The organism is Escherichia sp. HH091_1A, from assembly GCF_030295175.1.
Lineage (GTDB): Bacteria > Pseudomonadota > Gammaproteobacteria > Enterobacterales > Enterobacteriaceae > Escherichia > Escherichia coli_F.
Genome location: NZ_AP025747.1, coordinates 1,951,080 through 1,974,209, shown reverse-complemented (window position 1 = coordinate 1,974,209; position 23,130 = coordinate 1,951,080). Strand labels below are relative to the sequence as shown.

24 protein-coding genes are annotated in these 23,130 nt (G+C 48.5%); 9 read left to right on the top strand and 15 right to left on the bottom strand.

Going from position 1 to position 23,130, the window contains the following annotated elements; genetic code table 11:
• The first annotated feature begins 19 nt into the window (after positions 1–19).
• The gene (gene bioD, locus QUF14_RS09815) at positions 20–715 is read left to right on the top strand and encodes a dethiobiotin synthase (protein ID WP_000919226.1); all 696 of its coding nucleotides are present in this window, start codon (positions 20–22) and stop codon (positions 713–715) included.
• Here bioD and clcB read toward each other — a convergent pair.
• From clcB to QUF14_RS09780, 7 genes are all read right to left on the bottom strand, one after another.
• Positions 668–1,960 (bottom strand): voltage-gated ClC-type chloride channel ClcB, encoded by a 1,293-nt coding sequence (gene clcB, locus QUF14_RS09810; protein ID WP_071988165.1) that lies wholly within the window; start codon positions 1,958–1,960, stop codon positions 668–670. The two genes, bioD and clcB, sit on opposite strands and share 48 nt — an antisense overlap.
• A 157-nt stretch (positions 1,961–2,117) precedes the next feature.
• A complete protein-coding gene (gene dmsD / locus QUF14_RS09805) occupies positions 2,118–2,732 on the bottom strand; it encodes a Tat proofreading chaperone DmsD (protein ID WP_000148687.1) in 615 nt (204 codons plus the stop codon).
• Between the two features lie 42 nt (positions 2,733–2,774).
• Positions 2,775–3,629: a selenate reductase membrane anchor subunit YnfH gene (ynfH, locus tag QUF14_RS09800; protein ID WP_000526462.1), complete on the bottom strand. Its 855-nt coding sequence runs from the start codon at positions 3,627–3,629 to the stop codon at positions 2,775–2,777.
• Between the two features lies 1 nt (position 3,630).
• The gene (gene ynfG, locus QUF14_RS09795; protein ID WP_032184287.1) at positions 3,631–4,248 is read right to left on the bottom strand and encodes a DMSO reductase like molybdoenzyme iron-sulfur subunit YnfG; all 618 of its coding nucleotides are present in this window, start codon (positions 4,246–4,248) and stop codon (positions 3,631–3,633) included.
• Positions 4,249–4,258: 10 nt separating this feature from the next.
• The gene (gene ynfF, locus QUF14_RS09790; RefSeq protein ID WP_077630162.1) at positions 4,259–6,682 is read right to left on the bottom strand and encodes a selenate/tellurate reductase subunit YnfF; all 2,424 of its coding nucleotides are present in this window, start codon (positions 6,680–6,682) and stop codon (positions 4,259–4,261) included.
• Between the two features lie 60 nt (positions 6,683–6,742).
• On the bottom strand, positions 6,743–9,169 hold the full coding sequence (gene ynfE, locus QUF14_RS09785; protein ID WP_000041667.1) for a selenate/tellurate reductase subunit YnfE: 2,427 nt from the start codon (positions 9,167–9,169) through the stop codon (positions 6,743–6,745).
• A 198-nt stretch (positions 9,170–9,367) separates the two neighbouring features.
• A complete protein-coding gene (locus tag QUF14_RS09780; RefSeq protein WP_024212217.1) occupies positions 9,368–9,673 on the bottom strand; it encodes a DUF1161 domain-containing protein in 306 nt (101 codons plus the stop codon).
• A gap of 107 nt (positions 9,674–9,780) precedes the next feature.
• Between QUF14_RS09780 and QUF14_RS09775 the strand changes: the two genes are divergently transcribed.
• On the top strand, positions 9,781–10,491 hold the full coding sequence (locus tag QUF14_RS09775) for a YnfC family lipoprotein (protein WP_074394117.1): 711 nt from the start codon (positions 9,781–9,783) through the stop codon (positions 10,489–10,491).
• 2 nt (positions 10,492–10,493) lie between these two features.
• Here QUF14_RS09775 and speG read toward each other — a convergent pair whose 3' ends face one another.
• Both speG and QUF14_RS09765 read right to left on the bottom strand, forming a co-directional pair.
• On the bottom strand, positions 10,494–11,054 hold the full coding sequence (gene speG, locus QUF14_RS09770) for a spermidine N1-acetyltransferase (protein WP_001138584.1): 561 nt from the start codon (positions 11,052–11,054) through the stop codon (positions 10,494–10,496).
• A 34-nt stretch (positions 11,055–11,088) separates the two neighbouring features.
• Positions 11,089–11,430 (bottom strand): DUF1283 family protein, encoded by a 342-nt coding sequence (locus QUF14_RS09765; RefSeq protein WP_000705207.1) that lies wholly within the window; start codon positions 11,428–11,430, stop codon positions 11,089–11,091.
• Between the two features lie 134 nt (positions 11,431–11,564).
• Between QUF14_RS09765 and QUF14_RS09760 the strand changes: the two genes are divergently transcribed.
• From QUF14_RS09760 to QUF14_RS09745, 4 genes are all read left to right on the top strand, one after another.
• Positions 11,565–11,891, top strand: a complete 327-nt coding sequence (locus tag QUF14_RS09760; protein ID WP_100733776.1) for a YnfA family protein — start codon at positions 11,565–11,567, stop codon at positions 11,889–11,891.
• Between the two features lie 205 nt (positions 11,892–12,096).
• Positions 12,097–13,311, top strand: coding sequence for a starvation-sensing protein RspA (rspA, locus tag QUF14_RS09755; protein WP_001354684.1), 1,215 nt, complete (start codon positions 12,097–12,099; stop codon positions 13,309–13,311).
• A gap of 59 nt (positions 13,312–13,370) precedes the next feature.
• Positions 13,371–14,705 (top strand): MFS transporter, encoded by a 1,335-nt coding sequence (locus QUF14_RS09750; RefSeq protein WP_000255061.1) that lies wholly within the window; start codon positions 13,371–13,373, stop codon positions 14,703–14,705.
• 132 nt (positions 14,706–14,837) lie between these two features.
• Complete coding sequence (locus tag QUF14_RS09745) at positions 14,838–16,298, top strand: mannitol dehydrogenase family protein (RefSeq protein ID WP_100733775.1); 1,461 nt, start codon at positions 14,838–14,840, stop codon at positions 16,296–16,298.
• Between the two features lie 35 nt (positions 16,299–16,333).
• Here the strand turns inward: QUF14_RS09745 and ydfZ are convergent, their stop codons facing one another.
• The 3 genes from ydfZ to ydfG form a co-directional block, all read right to left on the bottom strand.
• Positions 16,334–16,537, bottom strand: a complete 204-nt coding sequence (ydfZ, locus tag QUF14_RS09740; RefSeq protein ID WP_000214712.1) for a putative selenium delivery protein YdfZ — start codon at positions 16,535–16,537, stop codon at positions 16,334–16,336.
• A 176-nt stretch (positions 16,538–16,713) separates the two neighbouring features.
• Positions 16,714–17,400, bottom strand: a complete 687-nt coding sequence (gene rspR, locus QUF14_RS09735) for a DNA-binding transcriptional regulator rspR (protein WP_000215540.1) — start codon at positions 17,398–17,400, stop codon at positions 16,714–16,716.
• An 88-nt stretch (positions 17,401–17,488) separates the two neighbouring features.
• Complete coding sequence (gene ydfG / locus QUF14_RS09730) at positions 17,489–18,235, bottom strand: bifunctional NADP-dependent 3-hydroxy acid dehydrogenase/3-hydroxypropionate dehydrogenase YdfG (protein ID WP_000636571.1); 747 nt, start codon at positions 18,233–18,235, stop codon at positions 17,489–17,491.
• Between the two features lie 136 nt (positions 18,236–18,371).
• Between ydfG and dcp the strand changes: the two genes are divergently transcribed.
• On the top strand, positions 18,372–20,417 hold the full coding sequence (gene dcp / locus QUF14_RS09725) for a peptidyl-dipeptidase Dcp (protein ID WP_024212154.1): 2,046 nt from the start codon (positions 18,372–18,374) through the stop codon (positions 20,415–20,417).
• A 44-nt stretch (positions 20,418–20,461) separates the two neighbouring features.
• Here the strand turns inward: dcp and QUF14_RS09720 are convergent, their stop codons facing one another.
• A complete protein-coding gene (locus tag QUF14_RS09720; RefSeq protein ID WP_001024558.1) occupies positions 20,462–20,980 on the bottom strand; it encodes a 2-oxo-tetronate isomerase in 519 nt (172 codons plus the stop codon).
• A 275-nt stretch (positions 20,981–21,255) separates the two neighbouring features.
• Between QUF14_RS09720 and ydeI the strand changes: the two genes are divergently transcribed.
• Together ydeI and dgcZ are read left to right on the top strand one after the other, a co-directional pair.
• Positions 21,256–21,648 carry a YdeI family stress tolerance OB fold protein gene (gene ydeI, locus QUF14_RS09715; RefSeq protein ID WP_000671737.1) on the top strand — a complete coding sequence of 131 codons (393 nt, stop codon included), beginning with the start codon at positions 21,256–21,258 and terminating at the stop codon, positions 21,646–21,648.
• A 254-nt stretch (positions 21,649–21,902) separates the two neighbouring features.
• Entirely contained in the window at positions 21,903–22,793 is an 891-nt protein-coding gene (gene dgcZ, locus QUF14_RS09710) for a diguanylate cyclase DgcZ (RefSeq protein ID WP_000592814.1), read from the top strand.
• 114 nt (positions 22,794–22,907) lie between these two features.
• Here dgcZ and mgtT read toward each other — a convergent pair whose 3' ends face one another.
• Both mgtT and mgtS read right to left on the bottom strand, forming a co-directional pair.
• Positions 22,908–23,012, bottom strand: coding sequence for a hypothetical protein (mgtT, locus tag QUF14_RS09705; protein ID WP_212734532.1), 105 nt, complete (start codon positions 23,010–23,012; stop codon positions 22,908–22,910).
• Positions 23,012–23,107 (bottom strand): protein MgtS, encoded by a 96-nt coding sequence (gene mgtS, locus QUF14_RS09700; protein WP_000901367.1) that lies wholly within the window; start codon positions 23,105–23,107, stop codon positions 23,012–23,014. The genes mgtT and mgtS overlap by 1 nt, the downstream gene beginning before the upstream one ends.
• Positions 23,108–23,130 lie beyond the last annotated feature (23 nt).

Here is a 23,130-nt window from a genome sequence, read left to right as displayed (position 1 = left end):
CATAACGGTGGAGTTAGTGATGCTGAAGCGTTTCTTTATTACCGGTACAGACACTTCTGTAGGGAAAACGGTGGTTTCCCGCGCATTGCTACAAGCGTTAGCCTCCCAGGGAAAAACGGTTGCGGGATATAAACCCGTAGCGAAGGGGAGCAAAGAGACACCCGAAGGGCTGCGTAATAAAGATGCCCTAGTGTTGCAGAGTGTTTCAACTATTGAACTGCCTTATGAAGCAGTTAATCCTATTGCGTTAAGCGAAGAAGAAAGTAGCGTGGCGCACAGTTGCCCAATCAATTACACCCTCATTTCAAACGGCCTGGCAAACCTGACCGATAAAGTCGATCATGTGGTGGTCGAAGGTACTGGCGGTTGGCGCAGTCTGATGAATGATTTGCGTCCGCTCTCTGAATGGGTGGTGCAGGAACAACTGCCGGTGTTGATGGTTGTCGGTATTCAGGAAGGTTGCATTAACCATGCACTGCTGACAGCTCAGGCGATTGCCAACGACGGGCTGCCGCTCATTGGCTGGGTGGCTAACCGAATCAACCCAGGACTGGCGCATTATGCGGAAATCATTGATGTGCTGGGTAAAAAACTTCCAGCACCGCTCATTGGTGAACTGCCTTATTTACCGCGCGCCGAACAGCGTGAACTGGGGCAATACATCCGCTTAGCTATGCTGCGCAGTGTGCTGGCGGTAGATAGAGTCACGGTGTAACGTCCGCGAAATTACCGACGCAATTACGCAGGCAATCAATAAACCGGGGAGTAGCTGATACTCGCCGGTCATTTCACATATCATCAACGTCGACATAATCGGCGCGTGCGTGGTTGCCGCCAACAGTGTCGCCATCCCGGTTAATCCGAGTAAGAGTGTAATTTCTTCGCCGTCAGGAAACCATAACCCTAGGCTACGTCCATACAACATGCCAATGGCAAGACCGATAAAGAGTGTCGGTGTAAACACACCACCAGGCGCGCCGGAACCGCTACTTGCCAGAACGGCAAACAGTTTGCAAAGGAAGATCCCGCCAATGATCATAAACAGTGGCGGGGCGGTTAAAAAGGATTGTACGGTGCTATAGCCGTTGCCCCACACGGCGGGGGTGAACAGGGAAAGCAGACCCACGATCAACCCGCCGAGTGCCAGTTGCCAGGGGGGCGCAAGTTTGAGAATAACAAATCCTCGATGACTGGCGTTCATTAACGTTAACAACACTGGTCCGCATAGACCTGCCAGCACACCTGTACTGATAATCAGCGCATAGTCACGAGCCTGAACCGTCACTGAGAGTTGTACGCTGTAGAGTAACGCGTCGCTATGATTAATCAGATTGCTAACCAGCAACGCCACGACGGCGGAAATAATCACCGGGCCGAGAGAGGCCAACATCATAGTGCCAAACAGCACTTCGGCTATAAATAAACTGCCAGCAAGCGGGGCGCGGTAAGCCGCAGCCATTCCCGCCGCAGCTCCACAGGCAATCCATAATTTCCACTCCTGGCGTGGCGTAAAACGCTGAGCAAAACAGGAGGCGGCAAGGGCAGCTAAAAGAATCATCGCACCTTCGCGACCAATTGCGCTGCCGCTAGTTACTACCAGCAGAGAGGCAAGCGATTTAACCAGGCTTGCTGCGTAATCGAATTTACCATCGGTTTGCAACGCTTCCATGTAATCGGTTGGCGCATGAGGGCGTTGCTGGGTAAATTTCTGCCAGCCCATCAGCAACAAACCCGCCGCCAGTCCGCCGAGCGCCGGAGTTAGCAGCCGTCGCCACGGAGAAAGATTCGTCGCTGCATTGACCAGACTGCCGGAGTCATTATTGAGGAACAGCCATTCCAGTAGCAGCATCGCGTGACGAAACGCGGCAACGGCAAAGGCCGCAAGAATACCGACTATTGTTGCGATAAGCAGACGGCGGAACATAGTGCGCAGATCCGGATAGATGTGTAGATGATGCATGAGCAGAAATGGGCAATGAAACACGGGCGACTATTTTGCGGCAAAACAGGTTATCGGCAAAAGCAGTGCGTGCTTAAAGCGATAAAATACGTGACGTTGTAACGTATTATTGCCGAATGACGCGTGATTGTCGCCATCCGGCAATATTGCGGCAACTTTATCGAAACAGTGGTTTAACCGCGACAGGAATCAACAGTTGTGATTGCCATTGCGCCAGCGTTAAGCGAGCCAGTTCACCCAGCGCACGGTAGAAAGGGTGTTCTGCTTTTTCGATAAAAACGTCGAGAAAACGTGTTGACCACGGAAAAAGATGCCATGCCAGCAATTCTTCACATTCTGTCTGGCGACCATTCTCCGCCAACCATGCAACCATCAACAGCAGTGAGCCAAAATGATCTTCCGGTTCATTTTGCTTCATTTCAAACTGAATGCCTTTCTCGCGCATCCACTGACGAAGTGCCAATGTTGAATCGCCAAACAGCACAGATTCGCGATCCAGCCAGACCGACCCCCACGGCGGAGATGGCAGTGCCCACGGGCCGACAAACAAACGCTGCCAGGCCTGGGCGCGAGTCTCTTCACTCTGTGCCTGAAAAGCCGTCACCAGCGGCGCTAATGACGCTTCTGGTAGCGGCCACTGAGTTTCCCAGCCGTCACTGGTGAGTACCGCAACCAGAGGTGCGGCTTCCGCACTCTCTGGGGCGTAATAAAACAGTGCGCCCAACACGCGCGCCGTGACAGAAAAATTATCATGCTGTGAAAAATGGGTCATTCCTAACATCCTGAAATGTGCGGGTTACCCCGCACCAATTTGTTAACCTGCAATAGCCATTCCTACCGTCATGTGCAGGCCATAAAAGAGCACACGCCCGATCATCTCACCGCCAAGTATGAGGATTAGCCCCAGAACAAGTCCGGCAACGTGAGGTTCACGGCGACGAATGAGCGGACAAAGCCAGCATCCTAGACCTGTGCATAACAATACCACACGCCAGACCTGTAAGGAGGCGTAATCTGGTACCAGTGCGCTGGCTTGTTGTACGGATGAGTGAATAGACGCCAGAGACAAACCTTGCAGCACAATCACCCCGGCACAAGCGATCAGCGCCAGAACGCTAATGATGGCAAATGGTGTGGTATTAAATGTAACGCGGGCTGCCCGCAGAATTGCGGCAGCAAGTATTGGACCGCTCAATAAAACTGTCAGGAAGAACGCCAGCGTAGTGTAACCGTTATGCCAGGTTGGCACAGTGTCGATTTGATACACGCAGGTCATCATCCAGACGAAAATGACGCCGAGCGCCATGCTGACAAGTAACCAGAGTTTCCCCAGCGCTTGCGGCATTTTACCAATGACCGCCACCAGCCACCATAATCCGCCAACGGCAAAAAATATTGAACCGGCAGCAATCTCGTTACTCAGGCCGGAAGCTCCGATTCGATTCAGCGAGTTAAACGCCCGCAGTGGCGATCCCAGGTGCATGACAGAGGCAATAAACCCGATGCCCATCAGCAGCCAGAGGAAAAACATGCCACGGACAATACGCTGACGGTCTGCGTCATTTTTGCTGGCGAACCAGCCGATTCCGCTAATAATCAGCGCGCCTACGACGCATTGGCCCAATACGGTAAAGATAACCAGTGGCCATTCGTGCCATCCATTTCCCATTTTAAACTTCCTCCGGATTAGCCAGGTAACCAGTGGTATCGCCGGTCGGGCGGCTGTTGGCGTTAGGTTTGATTACGATATTAGGTTTTGTGAAATGCGCGCGCGGCAGTGGCGCGACGGCAGCCAGAGTACCGTGTTTCTGGCGCAGTTCTTCAATTGGACCGAATTCAAGTGCACGCAGCGGGCAGGATTCGACACATATGGGTTGTTTCCCCTCGGCGACGCGCGAATAACAACCATCGCACTTCGTCATGTGTCCTTTTTCAGCATTGTACTGTGGCGCGCCGTACGGACAGGCCATGTGGCAGTAGCGGCAGCCGATACAAACATCTTCATCAACCACCACAAAGCCATCTTCACGCTTATGCATTGCGCCGCTGGGGCAGACTTTTGTACATGCGGGGTCATCGCAATGGTTACAGGAGATGGAGAGATAATAAGCGAACACGTTCTGGTGCCAGACGCCATTATCTTCCTGCCAGTCGCCGCCAGCATATTCATAAACACGGCGGAAACTGACTTCCGGGCCAAGATCTTTAAAATCTTTGCACGCCAGTTCGCAGGTTTTACAGCCAGTACAGCGGCTGGAATCGATAAAAAATCCATATTGTGTGGTCATGGGCTACTCCTTAAACCTTTTCGATCTGGACGAGATTGCTGTGCGACGGGTTTCCCTTTGCCAGCGGTGAAGGGCGGTGAGAGGTCAGAATATTGATACTGCCGCCGTGATCGACCCGGTCACCAAACATATCCGCTTTAAGCCACGCACCTTGCCCGATGGCGGTAACGCCAGGCAGAATACGCGGAGTCACTTTTGCGGCAATCAGCATTTCTCCATTATTGTTAAATACCCGCACTGTATCGCCATGACGGATACCGCGTGCCTGAGCATCAATGGGGTTGATCCACACCTCTTGTGGGCAGGCCTGCTGTAACACATCAATATTGCCGTAGCTGGAGTGGGTACGCGCTTTGTAGTGGAAGCCCGTTAACTGTAGTGGATAGGTTTTCCGCAGGGGATCGTCCCAGCCATCAAAACCTGGGGTATACGCAGGAAGGGGATGAATAATTTCATCTTTTTTCAATTCCCAGGTATCCGCAATCGTCGCCAGTCGTTCAGAATAAATTTCGATTTTCCCCGAAGGTGTTTTCAACGGGTTTGCCTGTGGATCTTCACGGAATGCGCGGAAAGCGACGTAATGTTCTTCCGGGCATTTTTTCTTAAAGATCCCGGTCGTTTTCATCTCCTCGTAGTCCGGCATCTCAGGGTTACGTTCCTTCGTTTTCGCATGGAGATATTTGATCCATTCATGCTGGCTGCGACCTTCAGTAAAAGTTTGATAAACGTCTGGTCCTAAGCGTTTCGCGACTTCACTCAGAATCCAGTAGATGGGTTTGCGTTCAAATTTTGACGAGGTGGCGGGTTGGGCGAGGATCACATAGCCCATATTCCCGGCAGATTCATGAGAGATAAGGTCTTCTTGCTCTGTTGGCATCAGGTCGGGCAACAGGATATCGCAATACTTAGCCGAGGCCGTCATGAAGTGGTCAATGCCAACAATCATCTCGCACTTGCTGTCATCCTGAAGCACCTCATGGGTGTGATTGATGTCGCCATGTTGATTGATCAATGTGTTACTGGCGTAGCACCATAAAAACTTGATGGGGACATCCAGTTTTTCTTTTCCACGAACACCATCACGGGTCGCGGTCATTTCCGTACCATGGTCGATGGCATCTGTCCATGTAAAAACGGAAATCTGCGTTTTAACAGGATTCTCGAGCATCGGGAACCATTCTACCCCCAGATCCCAGCTACCTTCGCGTACACCTGAGTTGCCGCCGTTTATGCCGACGTTACCGGTGAGAACGGAAAGCATGGCAATAGCGCGGGACGTTTGCTCGCCGTTGGAGTGTCGTTGTGGCCCCCAACCCTGACAAATATAAGCAGGTTTTGCTGAACCGATCTCTCGTGCCAACTGGATAATTTTTTCTGCCGGGATGCTGGTGATTTTTGCTGCCCATTCCGGCGTTTTAGCTATGCCGTCAGGCCCTTCGCCCAGAATATAGGCTTTATAATGCGCGTTACGTGGTGCGTTGGCGGGCAGCGTTTTTTCATCGTAACCAACACAATATTTGTCGAGAAATGGCTGATCGACCATGTTTTCCGTAATCAGTACCCAGGCAATCGCACAGGCCAGTGCGCCATCGGAGCCAGGGCGAATGGGCAGCCATTCATCTTCACGCCCGGCAGCGGTATCGTTATAACGTGGATCGATGACGATCATGCGTGCGTTTGAACGTTCGCGGGCTTGCTCGACGTAGTAAGTGACACCACCGCCGCTCATACGCGTTTCCGCCGGGTTATTTCCGAACATAACGACCAGCTTCGTATTGGCGATATCATCCGGGCTGTTGCCATCATTGGCACCGAACATATAACTCATTGCGGCACTGATCTGTGCGGTACTGTAGCTGCCATAGCGACTGAGAAAACCACCACAAGAGTTCATCAGACGGTACGGGACGTTTGAGTTGGTGATGTTTCCACCATCTACGCCTGTTCCGTACAGGACATGTACAGCCTCATTTCCGTAATCTTTTAGGATCCGCCGAAGATTATCACTGATGGTATCCAGGGCTTCGTCCCAACTTATCCGTTCAAATTTACCTTCACCGCGCTTGCCGACGCGCTTCATGGGATATTTCAACCTATCAGGATGATTCATCCGTCGGCGGATAGAGCGCCCGCGTAAACACGCGCGAACCTGATGATTACCGTAGACGTCGTCACCTGTCGTATCAGACTCCACCCAGTACACGGTGTCATCTTTCACATGCAAACGTAACAGACAGCGGCTCCCGCAGTTAACGGTGCAGGAACTCCAGACCGCTTTCTCTTCTACCGGTGCCTCTGCCGCTCGGACCATTTGGGAAAATGGCAGTGTGAAAGCACTGCTTGCTAGCGCGAGACTGCCAAGAGCGGAGGTTTTCACCAGACTTCTACGGCTGATTTCAGCCGACATGAGCGCCTCTGTGGTATGGATTTTCATCATTACTCACTTATTGCTTTTCAAACAAAATGTCATGTCAAAATTTATGGTCGTAGTGGGTTATATTTTTTCGATCTCGACCAGATTAGTGTGCTGCGGGTTTCCCTTCGCCAGTGGTGAAGGGCGCAGAGTAGTTAGCGTATTCACACAGCCGCCGTGGTCGATTTTATCGCCAGACATATCGGCTTCGTGCCAGGCTCCCTGGCCCATAGCGCTGACTCCTGGCAGAATGCGTGGTGTCACTTTGGCCGGTAACCGAACTTCGCCGCGACGGTTAAACACTCGCACCATATCGCCGTTGGCAATCCCGCGTTTTTGCGCATCCATAGGGTTGATCCACACTTCCTGACGGCAGGCTGCCTTCAGGACGTCAATGTTGCCGTAGGTCGAGTGAGTACGGGATTTGTAATGGAAACCAAACAGTTGTAGCGGGAAGGTACTACGTTCAGGGGCGTCCCAGCCTTCGAAGGTTGAGGCATAAACCGGCAGTGGGCTTATTACTTCATCTTTTTCGAGTTCCCAGGTACGGGCAATTTCCGCCAGTTTGCTGGAATAAATTTCGATCTTACCGGAAGGCGTTTTAAGTGGATTTGTCTCGGGGTCGTCACGAAATGCTTTGTAGGCGACAAAATGACCATTGGGATCTTTACGCTTATAGATACCCATTTTTTTCAGTTCGTCGTAAGACGGTAACGCCGGATCTTTGGCAAGCATTTTGGCGTACAGATGTTGTAACCATTGTTCCTGGGTGCGACCTTCAATGAACTTTTGATAGACGTCAGGTCCAAGACGTTTCGCGACTTCACTCAGGATCCAGTAAATCGGTTTGCGTTCGAATTTTTCGCTGGTGACTGGCTGGAGGAAAATGAGATATCCCATGTTACCGGCGTAATCGTTAGGGATAATATCTTCCTGCTCAACGGTCATCAGGTCTGGCAGCAGAATGTCGGCATATTTTGCCGATGAGGTCATAAAGTTTTCGATGACCACAATCATTTCGCATTTCGATTCGTCCTGCAGAATTTCATGCGTTTTGTTAATGTCAGAATGCTGATTAACCAGGGTATTTCCCGCGTAGTTCCAGATGAACTTAATGGGCACATCCAGTTTATCTTTGCCGCGGACGCCGTCGCGGATTGCCGTCATTTGCGGGCCATGATCGATAGCATCCGTCCAGCTGAAGCAGGAGATTGATGTTTTGACCGGATTATCCAGCACCGGCAGGCGTTCTATGGTAATGGTATAGGTGGATTCACGCGCGCCACTATTTCCGCCGCTGATGCCGACATTGCCCGTCAGAATAGGCAACATCGCAATAGCGCGTGCGGTCAGCTCACCGTTTGCCTGGCGTTGCGGTCCCCAACCCTGGCAGATATAAGCGGGTTTTGCTGTGCCGATTTCACGCGCCAGTTTGATGATACGGTCCACCGGGATACCGGTAATTTGCGAAGCCCACTGCGGCGTTTTCGCTGTTTTGTCGTCTCCTTCACCAAGAATATAGGCTTTATAGTGACCATTTTTTGGTGCATCTGCGAGTAAGGTTTTTTCGTCATAGCCGACGCAGTATTTATCGAGAAAAGGTTGATCAACGAGATTTTCGTTAATCAATACCCAGGCAATACCCGCAACCAGCGCGGCATCGGTGCCCGGGCGAATAGGAAGCCATTCGTCTTCACGACCGGTAGCCGTATCGGTATATCGCGGATCGATAACAATCATTTTTGCGTTCGATTTCTCGCGCGCTTTTTCAAGAAGATAAGTGATGCCACCACCGCTCATGCGGGTTTCTGCCGGGTTGTTACCAAACATCACGACCAGCTTGCTGTTTTCAATATCCGTGGTGCTGTTGCCATCATTACTGCCGTAGGTGTAGGGCATGGCACAGGAAATTTGCGCGGTGCTGTAGGAGCCATACTGATTGAGTGAACCGCCGTAGCAGTTCATCAGGCGTTTGACCGCCGAGGCTGATGGTGAAGAGCGGGTCATATTGCCGCCAACAATCCCCGAAGAGTACTGAATATATACAGCCTCATTGCCATATTGTTCGACGGTTTTTTTCAGGCTACTGGCGATAGTATCCAGGGCTTCATCCCAGCTAATCCGTTCGAATTTGCCTTCGCCACGTTTGCCCACGCGTTTCATTGGGTAATTCAAGCGATCGGGATGATTAATACGTCGACGGATGGACCGACCGCGCAAACAGGCGCGTACTTGATGATTGCCATACTCGTCGTTGCCGGTGTTGTCAGTTTCCACCCAAGTGACTTCATTATCTTTAACATGTAGACGAAGTGCACAGCGGCTACCACAGTTGACGGAACAGGCACCCCAGACCACTTTTTCGCTGGCCTGTTGTACCGCTGCCACTGCACTGCGCAGGGTGAACGGTAAAGAAAAACCGCCTGCAGCCAGCGCCAGAGAACCTATCGCGGTAGATTTAACGAGTGTTCTGCGGCTGATGCCCACCATTTGTTCATTTTTGGACATAACTCACTCCTTGTTCTTTATCGTTATATAAAAGTTTATATATTGAATATTTAGCGCGCTAACAATAGAGGGAGTCTACCCATTTTGGGTTAAGAATTATTAATCCATATCAATAGAAGGGTATGAGTAATAAGGCGGGATTATGTTGTATGTTCATATCGCCGGACCTGTTGAATCCGGCGTTTAGTCAATAATGTGTTACTGCGGTTCGGCAGGCGCGCCATCCTGAGTAGACTGCGCGGGGGCAGAGACGTTACCGCTGGTGGTGCGGGTGTAAAGAATTTTATGCGTATCATTGGCGCAATGCCCGACGACCTGGGAATCAGGCTTATCAACCTGGTCATTGGGTACAATACTTAACGTGAAGCTGCTTTCGGGTACGCCATTATTGATAATACGCTGTGATATATCGCTCTTTATGCGCTCACAGGATCCCGGCGCGGCGAGTACCGCGGGTGAGGTGAGTGCGAGCAGAAGCGCGGCACAGCAAGTTGAGAGTTTCATCATAAGCTCCTTTCGCGAATATAACTTCTTTAAGCATAGCATTTAACGTGTAAAGTACTGTATTTGCTACTATGATTGAGAATCATCTCTACTGTCTGGTGACTGTTGTGAAATACAAATTACTACCATGCTTACTCGCGATATTACTCACAGGATGTGACCGCACAGAGGTAACACTTTCATTTACCCCTGAGATGGCCAGTTTCTCTAATGAATTCGATTTTGATCCGCTGCGTGGTCCGGTAAAAGATTTCACTCAGACATTAATGGATGAGCAAGGGGAAGTAACGAAGCGTGTTTCGGGGACTTTGTCGGAAGAAGGCTGTTTTGATTCACTCGAATTATTGGATCTGGAAAATAATACCGTGGTTGCCCTGGTATTGGACGCCAATTATTACCGTGATGCCCAGACGCTGGAGAAAAGAGTACGTTTACAGGGAAAATGCCAGCTAGCAGAATTACCTTCTGCCGGGGTGAGTTGGGAAACCGATGATAATGGCTTCGTGATTAAAGCCAGCAGCCAACAAATGCAGATGGAATATCGCTATGATGATCAGGGTTATCCGCTGGGTAAAACCACGAAAAGTAACGACAAAACATTATCTGTTAGCGCTACGCCATCAACGGATCCGATCAAAAAATTAGATTACACAGCGGTTACTTTACTGAATAATCAACGGGTTGGTAATGTAAAACAGAGCTGTGAATATGACAGTCACGCCAATCCGGTAGACTGTCAGCTAATCATTGTTGATGAAGGAGTAAAACCCGCCGTCGAACGGGTTTATACCATCAAAAATACAATAGATTATTATTAATGCTATTGTGCGGTCGGCTTCAGGAGAGTCTGCCCCGGTGTTTTGTGCTCTGCCAGATACTGATGCTGGAATATGCACATACGAATGGCATTACGATATTGACCATTAATAAAGAACTCATGCATCAATTCACCTTCAACCGTAAAGCCAAGCTTACGGTAAATGTGAATTGCTTTTTCGTTCTCTTTATCGACGATCAGATACAGCTTATAAAGATTGAGAACGGTGAAGCCATAGTCCATTGCTAATTTTGCGGCGCGGGTAGCCAGACCTTTCCCCTGATACTCCGGGGAGATAATTATCTGAAATTCTGCGCGGCGATGGACATGGTTAATTTCCACCAGCTCCACCAGACCGGCTTTTTCGCCGTCACATTCCACCACAAAGCGCCGTTCGCTCTGATCGTGAATATGCTTATCGTACAGATCAGAGAGTTCAACGAAGGCTTCGTAGGGTTCCTCAAACCAGTAACGCATCACACTGGCGTTATTGTCGAGTTGATGTACATAGCGTAAATCTTCACGCTCCAGCGGACGTAGCTTAACACTGTGGGCGCTTGGCATAACGTGTCCTTACATTCCTTAAATCAATAACAGGTTAGGGGGTAATAACGCGGCCAGTTCGACGGTCCAGGCAGCGCAAAGTATTTGGCTCCCAGTAGGCATTGATGTTGGCGCTTTGCTCACATTTATCGCGGTTATCAAAAGCGGCGTCGGCTTTATCCCACTCTTTTTCAGTGCGTTTATTCACTTTCTGGCGCAGATTGCGCGTGTCATTCCATTGCTCTTTTTCCATAGCGGCGTGCTGGCGGCTTTGTGCACTGTCGCCAGACTCAATCACCAGTTTGTTAGTTTCGGCATGAACAGTTGTGCTCAATGCCAGTGTGCAAGGCAGCAGAAAAGCGAGCAGGCCAATTCGTTTGCTGAGAGTAATTTTCATAATTCATTCCCTGTATGAATGATTAAAGGTGATTCTACACCATCCACTGCGAACGCAAAACGTACCAGGAGGATGTTTATATTGATGATATTATGTCGTCCTATAACTATACATGATGTCAATAAGTGACAAAGATGATTAAAACAACGTTACTATTTTTTGCTACTGCGCTGTGTGAAATTATTGGATGCTTTCTGCCCTGGTTGTGGTTAAAACGAAACTCCAGTATCTGGCTGTTGCTTCCGGCGGGGATTTCTCTGGCACTGTTTGTCTGGTTGTTAACGTTGCATCCTGCGGCGAGTGGGCGTGTTTACGCGGCTTATGGTGGCGTTTATGTCTGCACGGCGTTGATTTGGCTGCGCGTTGTGGATGGCGTGAAACTGAGTCTTTATGACTGGACGGGGGCGTTGATTGCGCTTTTCGGCATGTTGATCATTGTTGCGGGCTGGGGGCGCGCGTAAGGACATAAATCCATTTTATCAATAAGATACAAGGAAGTGTCAGCTGACAAAAGGTATTCTATTTCATCTTTTGTCAACCATTCACGGCGCAAATATACGTCTTTTTTTGTGATCACTCCGGCTTTTTTCGATCTTCATACTTGTATGGTAGTAGCTCAGTTGCGTAGATTTCATGCATCACGACAAGCGATGCAAGGAATCGAACATGAAGATCGTAAAGGCTGAAGTTTTTGTTACCTGTCCGGGGCGTAATTTCGTCACATTAAAAATCACCACTGAGGACGGTATTACGGGCCTTGGGGATGCCACCCTCAATGGACGTGAGCTTTCCGTGGCCTCTTATTTGCAGGATCACCTTTGTCCGCAGCTTATTGGTCGCGATGCACAGCGTATCGAAGATATCTGGCAGTTTTTCTATAAAGGTGCTTACTGGCGTCGCGGTCCGGTGACGATGTCGGCCATTTCAGCGGTTGATATGGCGTTGTGGGATATTAAAGCCAAAGCTGCCAACATGCCGCTTTACCAGTTACTCGGCGGCGCGTCTCGTGAAGGGGTGATGGTTTATTGCCATACCACCGGTCACAGTATTGATGAAGCTCTGGATGATTATGCCCGTCATCAGGAGCTGGGATTCAAAGCCATCCGCGTGCAGTGCGGAATCCCTGGTATGAAAACCACCTACGGCATGTCGAAAGGCAAAGGTCTGGCTTATGAACCCGCAACCAAAGGACAGTGGCCGGAAGAGCAGCTGTGGTCGACGGAGAAATACCTCGATTTCATGCCGAAATTGTTTGACGCGGTACGTAACAAGTTTGGTTTTAATGAACATTTGCTGCATGACATGCACCATCGCTTAACGCCTATTGAAGCGGCGCGCTTTGGTAAAAGCATTGAAGATTATCGCATGTTCTGGATGGAAGACCCGACGCCTGCGGAAAACCAGGAATGCTTCCGTCTCATTCGCCAACATACCGTCACACCCATCGCGGTGGGTGAAGTCTTCAACAGCATCTGGGACTGCAAGCAACTGATTGAAGAGCAACTTATCGATTATATCCGCACCACGCTGACCCATGCAGGCGGAATTACCGGTATGCGCCGGATTGCCGATTTTGCTTCGTTGTATCAGGTACGTACTGGCTCACACGGTCCTTCCGATTTGTCACCAGTCTGCATGGCTGCGGCGCTGCACTTTGATCTGTGGGTCCCCAATTTCGGTGTCCAGGAATACATGGGTTATTCCGAACAAATGCTTGAAGTCTTCCCGCACAACTGGACTTTCGATAACGGCTATATGCATCCGGGAGACAAACCGGGTCTTGGCATCGAATTCGATGAAAAGCTGGCGGCGAAATATCCCTATGAACCTGCTTATCTGCCAGTCGCACGTCTGGAAGATGGCACGCTGTGGAACTGGTAAGGTTAAAAACAAACAACATGGATGTTGATTATTCCTCAATCCTACAAAGGTAGATTTTTATGGTTAGTTCCGTCGATATAAATAATGAAATCAAGAATACATCCGTCGTTCGGCGTGTTGCGTCGGCCTCATCGATTGGTACAGCTGCTGAATACTACGATTTTTTTGCTTATGGCACAGCGGCAGTATTATTTTTTGGTCATTTATTTTTCCCTAGTGATGATCCTTTAATTAGTACACTGGCTGCGTTTGCCACATATGCTGTTGGTTTTCTGGCTCGACCTCTTGGGGGAATTGTATTTGGGCATATAGGTGATAAAGTCGGAAGGAAAAAAGCGTTAGTTATAACGATCTTAATTGTTGGATTAGGTACTTTTTGTATTGGGTTACTACCAACTTATGAAGAGATCGGTATATGGGCTCCAGCATTATTAATATTTATAAGAGTCTTACAAGGTTTTGGGGTTGGAGGCGAACAGGCAGGTGCTGTGTTGATGACGGCTGAATATGCTGAACCCAAACGCCGTGGTTTTTTTGCCAGTTGGGTTCAGATTGGTGCTCCTGTAGGCTTTTTACTTCCAATGGCATTATTCGCAATACTCAATGCGACGTTAACCCCTGAGGCGATGATGGACTATGGTTGGCGTATTCCATTTTTATTGAGTCTGTTACTTGTAATCGTAGGTTTGTTTATTCGTTTAAAAATTGATGAATCTCCTGTATTTGCTCAAATTAGGGAAACAAAAGCAGAGGAATCTCGCCCTCTAATTGAAGTTGTACGTGATTATCCAGGTATTGTAGCAAAAGGTGTTTGTGCAAAACTGATTGAAGCCTGTACATTCGCGATGTTTACCGTAATTGTATTAGCTTATGGGAAAGCTAATAATCTGGATGCTAATATTTTAATGGAGACGATGATTGTCGCTGTCATTATAGAAGTGTTCTCCATTCCTTTAATGGGGGCGTTATGCGACAAGATTGGTCGTAAACCTGTTTATATTATAGGGGCTGGATTACAAGTTATCATGATTATTCCTTTCTTTTTGGCAATCAATCAAGATAACTTCTGGCTAACGCAGTTGGTAATGATTATTGTTATTAGTTTTGGGCATAGCATGTGTTATGCACCACAGGCATCATTTTTTCCTGAATTATTCCCAACCCATATTCGCTGTAGTGGCATTGCTTTAATATGGCAATTAGGTTCATTAATAGGTAGCGGAGTATTGGGATTGGTTGCAGTGAAAATCCTTCAGGTTACCGGTGGTCATTATTATGGTATGGCTATTTATGTAATTGTTCTTGGCATTATCTCTATCGGCGGTTTGATTCTGATGCCAGAAACAGCACCTCAAAAATTAAAATCAGAATATCAGGAGTGGGCAAAACATTAATGTAAGCTATTCAAGGTGGCATCTGCCACCTTGATGTTTTTTTTCATGAAGAGTAAAAGTATTTTATTGTTAAATGCATGAAACAGAATTGTATCTGTCCAAGAACACTATTGATAATTAGGATATGGAATCATGGGAATTCATTTGTTATCAGCAAAAGCGACGCTCCCTGTTTATGATCGTAATAACCTGGCCCCAAGAATTGTTCATTTAGGCTTTGGTGCATTTCACCGTGCGCATCAGGGCGTGTATGCCGATATTCTTGCTTCGGAACATTACAGTGACTGGGGATATTATGAGGTCAACTTAATCGGCGGCGAACAGCAAATTGCCGATTTACAACAGCAAGATAATCTTTATACCGTTGCGGAAATGTCGGCCGATGCGTGGACGGCTCGCGTCGTTGGCGTCGTTAAAAAAGCCTTGCACATACAAATAGATGGCTTAGAAACCGTGCTGGCTGCGATGTGTGAACCGCAAATCGCGATTGTCTCTCTGACAATCACCGAAAAAGGGTATTTCCACTCTCCGGCGACCGGACAGTTAATGCTCGATCACCCGATGGTCGTTGCCGACGTGCAAAATCCCCACCAGCCGAAAACTGCAACAGGGGTGATTGTTGAGGCGCTGGCTCGCCGTAAAGCGGCAGGACTTCCCGCATTTACCGTAATGTCATGTGACAACATGCCAGAAAACGGTCATGTTATGCGTGACGTTGTCACTTCCTACGCGCAAGCTGTTGATGTAAAACTGGCACAATGGATCGAAGAAAACGTGACTTTCCCATCAACAATGGTGGACCGTATTGTGCCCGCAGTGACAGAGGATACGCTGGCGAAAATCGAACAACTTACCGGTGTGCGCGATCCTGCTGGCGTTGCCTGTGAACCTTTCCGCCAGTGGGTAATAGAAGATAACTTTGTTGCCGGACGTCCGGAATGGGAAAAAGCGGGAGCCGAACTGGTTAGTGATGTGCTGCCTTATGAAGAGATGAAGTTGCGCATGCTCAACGGCAGTCATTCATTCCTGGCGTATCTGGGATATCTTGCGGGATATCAGCACATTAATGACTGCATGGAAGATGAAAATTATCGCCGTGCGGCACATGCCTTGATGTTGCAGGAACAGGCGCCGACGCTGAAAGTGCAGGGCGTGGATCTGCAAAATTATGCGGATCGACTAATTGAACGCTACAGTAATCCAGCGTTACGCCATCGAACCTGGCAGATTGCGATGGATGGCAGTCAGAAATTGCCGCAGCGTATGCTGGATTCCATTCGCTGGCATCTAAAACAGGGCAGCTCGTTCGATCTGTTGGCGCTGGGCGTCGCGGGTTGGATGCGTTATGTCGGTGGTGTTGATGAACAGGGAAATCCGATAGAAATCAGTGACCCACTGTTACCTGTTATTCAGAAGGCAGTACAAAGTAGTGCTGAAGGGACAGCGCGCGTCCAGTCATTGCTGGCGATTAAGGCGATCTTTGGTGATGATTTACCAGGCAATAGTTTGTTTACGACAAAAGTAACGGAAGCGTACTTGTCTTTATTAGCGCATGGCGCGAAAGCGACCGTGGCGAAATATTCCGTGAAGTAAAAAAAGCAATGCCGCCATCGGCGGCATTCACACGCTTAGTTCATGCCGAGACGAATCAGGTCCAGAGGCGCCAGTTTCTCTTCACAACCTTCAACAACGACGGTTTTTCCGCGGCGGATTTGCTCAGCGGTCAGACCTTCAGTATCAATCGACAGGATTTTGCCAGTGTGACCGGTGCCGCTAACCATAACACGGCTGCCAGTGGTGATTGCGTTACGGTTACGATCGTAGGTCGTCATAGGTGTTTTCTCCTTTCTGATTTACAGTCGAAGCCCACGTAACGGGCGCAATATAAATACTCCTGTCGAGTGAAATATTTTTTGTTTTTGATCAAGCTCACATCTTTTTTGATGCATGCATGAGCCATATGACGGAGGGAAAAACTCTCACCCCGGATGGGATGAGAGGAAATGAATTACTCTTCGCTAAACCAGTCGCTGTTTTCCTGGCGGATCTGGCGCACGGATTCGCTGATTTCCTGCAAATGTTGCGTCATTGCACGTTCTACCGCATCGCCATCACGTTTTTGCAGGGCAGAGAAAATCTCAAGATGCTGGCGTAACAGCATTTCTGGTGGAGAAACGTGGTCGAAACTCATATAGCGCACGCGATCAACGGTCGCTTTCAGGTTCTCAATGGTATCCCACGCCAGTTGACAGTCGGCAATCTGCGTCAGGAGTTGATGGAAGTTGTCATCAAGTTCAAAAAAATCATCCAGTTGCTTGCGCTCAATGGCAATGCGTTGCTGGTGAAGATTTTGTTCCAGTTGGTAGCACTGGCTTTCGGTAATCATGCTCGCCGCCCGACGCGCCACCGCGCACTCAATGGCCTGACGGATAAAACTGCCGTTGTGCACCTGGGCCATGGAAATTTTGTTGACGTAGCTGCCACGCTGCGGACGAATTTGAATCAGGCCGTTTTCCGCCAGTTTAATAAAGGCTTCACGAACCGGCTGGCGTGACACATTGAAACGAACAGAAACTTCTTTTTCCGACAACGGTGTGCCTGGTGCAATCAGGCAATGGACAATGTCGCGGCGAAGAATACGATAAATCTGCTGATTGACAGGCTGTGTGGGATTAAGTTGCGTTTCGACGGTCATTCGTTCTTGCTTGTGAGTGAGTTAACTGCATGAGTCTACCACTTTTTTGTGACAAGCAATAACCCGGCAGTTACGCCGGGTATAAAAATTACTGACGGTGGACATTCAGTCCGGCATAGCTTTGGGTAACCGGCATCATTTCCAGGGTATTGATATTGACGTGAGCAGGCAGCGTTGACACCCACCAGACGGCTTCGCTGACATCTTCTGGCGTCAATGCAACTGTGTTTTGATAGGTTTTTTCGGCTTTACCGTCATCACCTTTAAAGCGGACATTAGAAAACTCGGTGCCACCCACCAGTCCCGGTTCGATGTCTGTGACACGTACTGCCGTACCGTGCAGATCTGTGCGTAGATTAAGGCTGAACTGACGAACAAACGCTTTCGTCGCACCATAAACGTTACCACCAGCATACGGCCAGCTGCCTGCCGTGGAGCCAATGTTAATGATATGACCATGATTACGTTCAACCATACCCGGTAAGACGGCCCGCGTCATATATACCAGGCCTTTGTTGTTGGTATCAATCATCGTTTCCCAGTCTTCAACGCTGGCTTTATGCGCAGGCTCCATGCCCAGCGCCAGACCGGCATTGTTTACCAGGATATCAATATTGCACCACTCGGCAGGAAGCGATGCCAGCATCTCTTCAATAGCGGCGCGATTACGAACGTCCAGTTGGGCGATATACAGATTATCACCCAGTTCGTCTTTTAACTCCTGCAACCGCTCCTGGCGACGGCCAGTGGCGATAACTTTATGCCCTTGTTGAATAAAACGACGAGTAATGCATTCACCAAAACCTGCCGTTGCTCCAGTTACTAAAACGATCATCTCACTGTTCCTCAACGCTTTTGTGTGTCAATAACATAGCACGTGATGCTTAAGAGCGGGTAATACTGGTTTGCAAGATTGCACTCCGTTATCAGTAAGCCTACGCTATGGAACACCTAGCGTTCAGGAGAAGAAAATGACAACAATGAATCCTTTCCTTGTGCAAAGCACACTGCCGTATCTGGCTCCCCATTTTGATCAAATTGCCAATCATCACTATCGACCGGCATTTGATGAGGGAATGCAGCAAAAGCGGGCCGAAATTGCCGCCATTGCGCTCAACCCGCAAACACCTGATTTCAACAATACTATTCTGGCACTGGAGCAGAGTGGGGAACTGCTGACCCGCGTCACCAGCGTTTTTTTTGCGATGACTGCGGCGCATACCAATGATGAATTACAGCGTCTTGATGAGCAGTTTTCCGCTGAACTGGCAGAACTGGCTAATGATATCTATCTGAACGGTGAATTATTCGCGCGAGTAGATGCTGTCTGGCAGCGCCGTGAATCCGAGGGGCTTGATAGTGAATCCATTCGCCTGGTGGAGGTTATTCATCAACGTTTTGTCCTTGCCGGAGCCAAACTTGCACAAGCTGATAAAGCAAAATTAAAAGTTCTTAATACAGAAGCTGCGACCCTGACCAGCCAGTTTAACCAGCGGTTACTTGCGGCAAATAAATCCGGCGGTCTGGTTCTGGACGATATTGCGCAACTGGCTGGGATGAGCGAACAGGAGATTGCGCTGGCGGCAGAGGCGGCTCGCGAGAAAGGTCTGGATAACAAATGGCTTATTCCGCTGCTGAATACCACCCAGCAACCGGCGCTTGCTGAACTGCGCGATCGCGCGACGCGTGAAAAACTATTCACTGCGGGCTGGACGCGGGCAGAAAAAAATGACGCTAACGATACCCGTGCCATTATTCAACGGCTTGTGGAGATCCGCGCGCAGCAGGCAAAACTGCTTGGTTTCCCTCATTATGCTGCATGGAAAATCGCCGATCAGATGGCAAAAACACCTGAAGCAGCACTTAACTTTATGCGGGAAATTGTTCCAGCGGCGCGTCAACGTGCGAGCGATGAATTAGCCTCCATACAGGCGGTTATCGATAAGCAGCAGGGCGGGTTTAGCGTGCAGCCGTGGGACTGGGCATTTTATGCCGAACAGGTACGGCGGGAGAAATTTGATCTTGATGAGGCGCAGCTCAAGCCATATTTTGAATTAAACACGGTGTTGAATGAAGGTGTATTCTGGACCGCGAATCAGCTCTTCGGTATTAAGTTTGTCGAACGTTTTGATATTCCTGTCTACCATCCTGACGTTCGTGTGTGGGAAATTTTTGATCATAATGGCGTGGGGCTGGCGTTATTTTACGGTGATTTCTTCGCCCGTGATTCAAAAAGCGGCGGTGCATGGATGGGCAATTTTGTTGAGCAATCAACGCTGAATGAAACGCATCCGGTAATTTATAACGTCTGCAATTATCAGAAACCCGCTGCCGGTGAACCTGCGTTGTTACTCTGGGATGATGTGATAACCTTATTCCATGAATTTGGTCATACGCTGCACGGCCTTTTTGCCCGCCAGCGTTATGCCACGCTTTCCGGTACCAACACGCCGCGTGATTTTGTCGAATTTCCATCGCAAATCAACGAACACTGGGCAACGTATCCGCAGGTATTCGCTCGCTACGCCCGGCATTATCAGAGCGGGGCAGCAATGCCTGACGAACTGCAACAGAAAATGCGTAAAGCCAGCCTGTTCAACAAAGGGTATGAGATGAGCGAACTGCTTAGCGCCGCACTTCTCGATATGCGCTGGCATTGCCTGGAAGAAAACGAAGCAATGCAGGATGTCGATGATTTCGAATTGCGGGCGCTGGTGGCGGAAAATATGGATCTTCCTGCTATACCGCCACGCTATCGCAGCAGTTATTTCGCCCATATTTTTGGGGGCGGATATGCCGCAGGTTATTACGCTTATCTGTGGACGCAAATGTTGGCCGATGATGGTTACCAGTGGTTTGTTGAGCAGGGCGGATTAACGCGTGAAAATGGGAGGCGTTTTCGCGAGGCGATTCTTTCCAGAGGTAACAGCGAAGATCTGGAACGCCTGTATCGACAATGGCGCGGTAAGGCACCTCAGATTATGCCGATGCTGCAACATCGTGGCTTGAACGTATAAACACAACCAATGGCTGGCCTGGATTTATCGCCAGACCAGCCTCGTTATAGCAGTAATTGCAGCAGCTGGGCGAGGGCAAATCTCACCGCTAATGCTAATACCGTTTCGCAGTCGCCAGCAAAATGCATAACCGCAGTGTAGTTCTGGCCTTTAATATGCCACGCGAACCAGACGGTACCCGCTGGCGTACCATCTTCACCGCCCTCCGGTCCGCCGTAGCCGGTAATGGCAATACTGACATCAGCATCCGCACGCTCTATGGCACCGGTTGCCATTTCTGCTGCCACTTTCTCACTCACCGCAGAATATCGTTCAAGAGATTGCTGGCTTACGCTGAGGATTTTCATCTTTGCCTGATCGGTGAAAGTAACAAATCCTGCACCGTAAAATTTGGGTGTATCTTCAGCTGCACACAGGGCGCTAGCCAACTTACCGCCGGTGCATGATTCGGCGGTAGTTAAGCGTAATTGATCCGCGATAAGTCTTTGACTCAACGCGGATGTCAGGTTTTCAATAGTGTCGGTATCTGCGAGTTGTACAATTTTATCTTTATTAATGTTCACTGTTTTTTGTCCACGCTATTATATGTAAAGGTGATTTGCTTTTTCTGTATGCTCGTCCAATATAATAATTTTCAAACATATAAATCCGATTATTCTGAAAATATGTTTAAGACTCTTCAATCTTCTTAACTTTAGTGAGTTAAATTCTCTGAATGTTTGACAGCTAGTTGGCTGATTTTAAATGCCTTATAACAATTGGCAGTATTCTTATTTGTCAATTATAAAAATAGCAACCAGACTTAATAAGTCAAACCAAACGCAATTAAGGAGTCAGTATGAAATTTCAGGCCATTGTATTAGCAAGTTTTCTTGTCATGCCTTATGCGTTGGCAGATGACCAGGGCGGTTTAAAACAGGATGCAGCGCCACCGCCGCCTCATGCAATAGAAGATGGCTATCGCGGAACCGATGATGCAAAAAAAATGACCGTTGATTTCGCAAAAACCATGCATGATGGCGCTTCGGTTTCACTACGCGGTAATTTGATTTCTCACAAAGGAGAGGACCGTTACGTTTTTCGCGATAAGAGCGGTGAAATTAATGTTGTTATTCCTGCGGCAGTCTTTGATGGACGAGAAGTTCAGCCGGACCAGATGATCAACATTAGCGGCAGTCTGGATAAGAAAAGCGCGCCGGCCGTCGTTCGGGTCACTCATTTGCAGAAATAAAAATAAATTAGCCTGATGGCCTGAACTACTGGGCCATTAGGGTATTGGGTTATGCTATTTGTCATCCTTTTAATTGCGATAATGCAGGCTTAATTTACAGAATTAAACACTTTTTTATCCGCTGATTTTGTTTTAAATCACAATGTTATCTCAGAGATGACTCATAACTTCGGATTTCTATGAAAATATTGACGTAATTTTGCTTTTCTCTCGTTAGAATAGCGCGCACAAGGAACTGTGAAAAAGGAGTGGCAATGATCAAGAAGACAACGGAAATTGATGCCATCTTGTTAAATCTCAATAAGGCTATCGATGCCCACTACCAGTGGCTGGTAAGTATGTTTCACAGCGTGGTCGCGAGAGATGCCAGTAAGCCAGAAATAACGGATAACCATTCTTATGGACTGTGCCAGTTTGGTCGGTGGATTGATCATCTGGGGCCACTCGATAACGATGAATTACCTTACGTTCGGCTAATGGATTCTGCCCATCAACATATGCATAACTGTGGTCGGGAATTAATGCTGGCTATTGTTGAAAATCACTGGCAGGACGCGCATTTCGACGCTTTTCAGGAAGGGTTACTTTCTTTTACTGCGGCATTAACCGATTACAAAATTTATTTACTGACGATCCGTAGCAATATGGATGTTTTGACGGGATTGCCGGGGCGTCGGGTTCTTGATGAATCCTTTGATCATCAGTTACGCAACGCTGAGCCTCTGAATCTTTATTTAATGTTGTTGGATATTGACCGATTTAAATTGGTTAATGATACCTACGGGCATTTAATCGGCGATGTAGTATTACGCACCCTGGCAACTTACTTAGCCAGTTGGACGCGTGATTACGAAACGGTTTATCGCTACGGGGGCGAAGAATTTATCATTATTGTCAAAGCGGCTAATGATGAAGAAGCATGTCGTGCAGGTGTCAGAATTTGCCAGTTAGTCGATAACCATGCCATCACACATTCTGAAGGGCATATCAACATTACCGTGACAGCAGGTGTGAGTCGCGCATTTCCTGAAGAGCCTCTGGATGTGGTCATTGGAAGAGCGGACAGGGCAATGTATGAGGGTAAGCAAACCGGCAGGAATCGCTGCATGTTTATTGACGAACAAAATGTGATTAACCGAGTTTAAGCTCCGTTTAACATTCATTGAGAAAACTGATGCTACTGTGTCAACGATCCGTTATCAGTGCAGGAAAATGCCTGTTAGCGTAAAAGCAAAACACAAATCTATCCATGCAAGCATTCACCGCCGGTTTACTGGCGGTTTTTTTTCGCCGTCATAAAAATCAGGCCCCTTGTACACAGTTGTAACAAGGGGCCGGTTAGGTGAGGGATTATCTCCGTTCATTAGTCATCCCATTTGTGGCTGAAATACGCGGCCAGAAAACCAGAAAATAAAATTATTCCCAGTACGGCCATAAAAACATTCATATTACCCAGCATTATTTGCCTCCGTTTATGGTGTG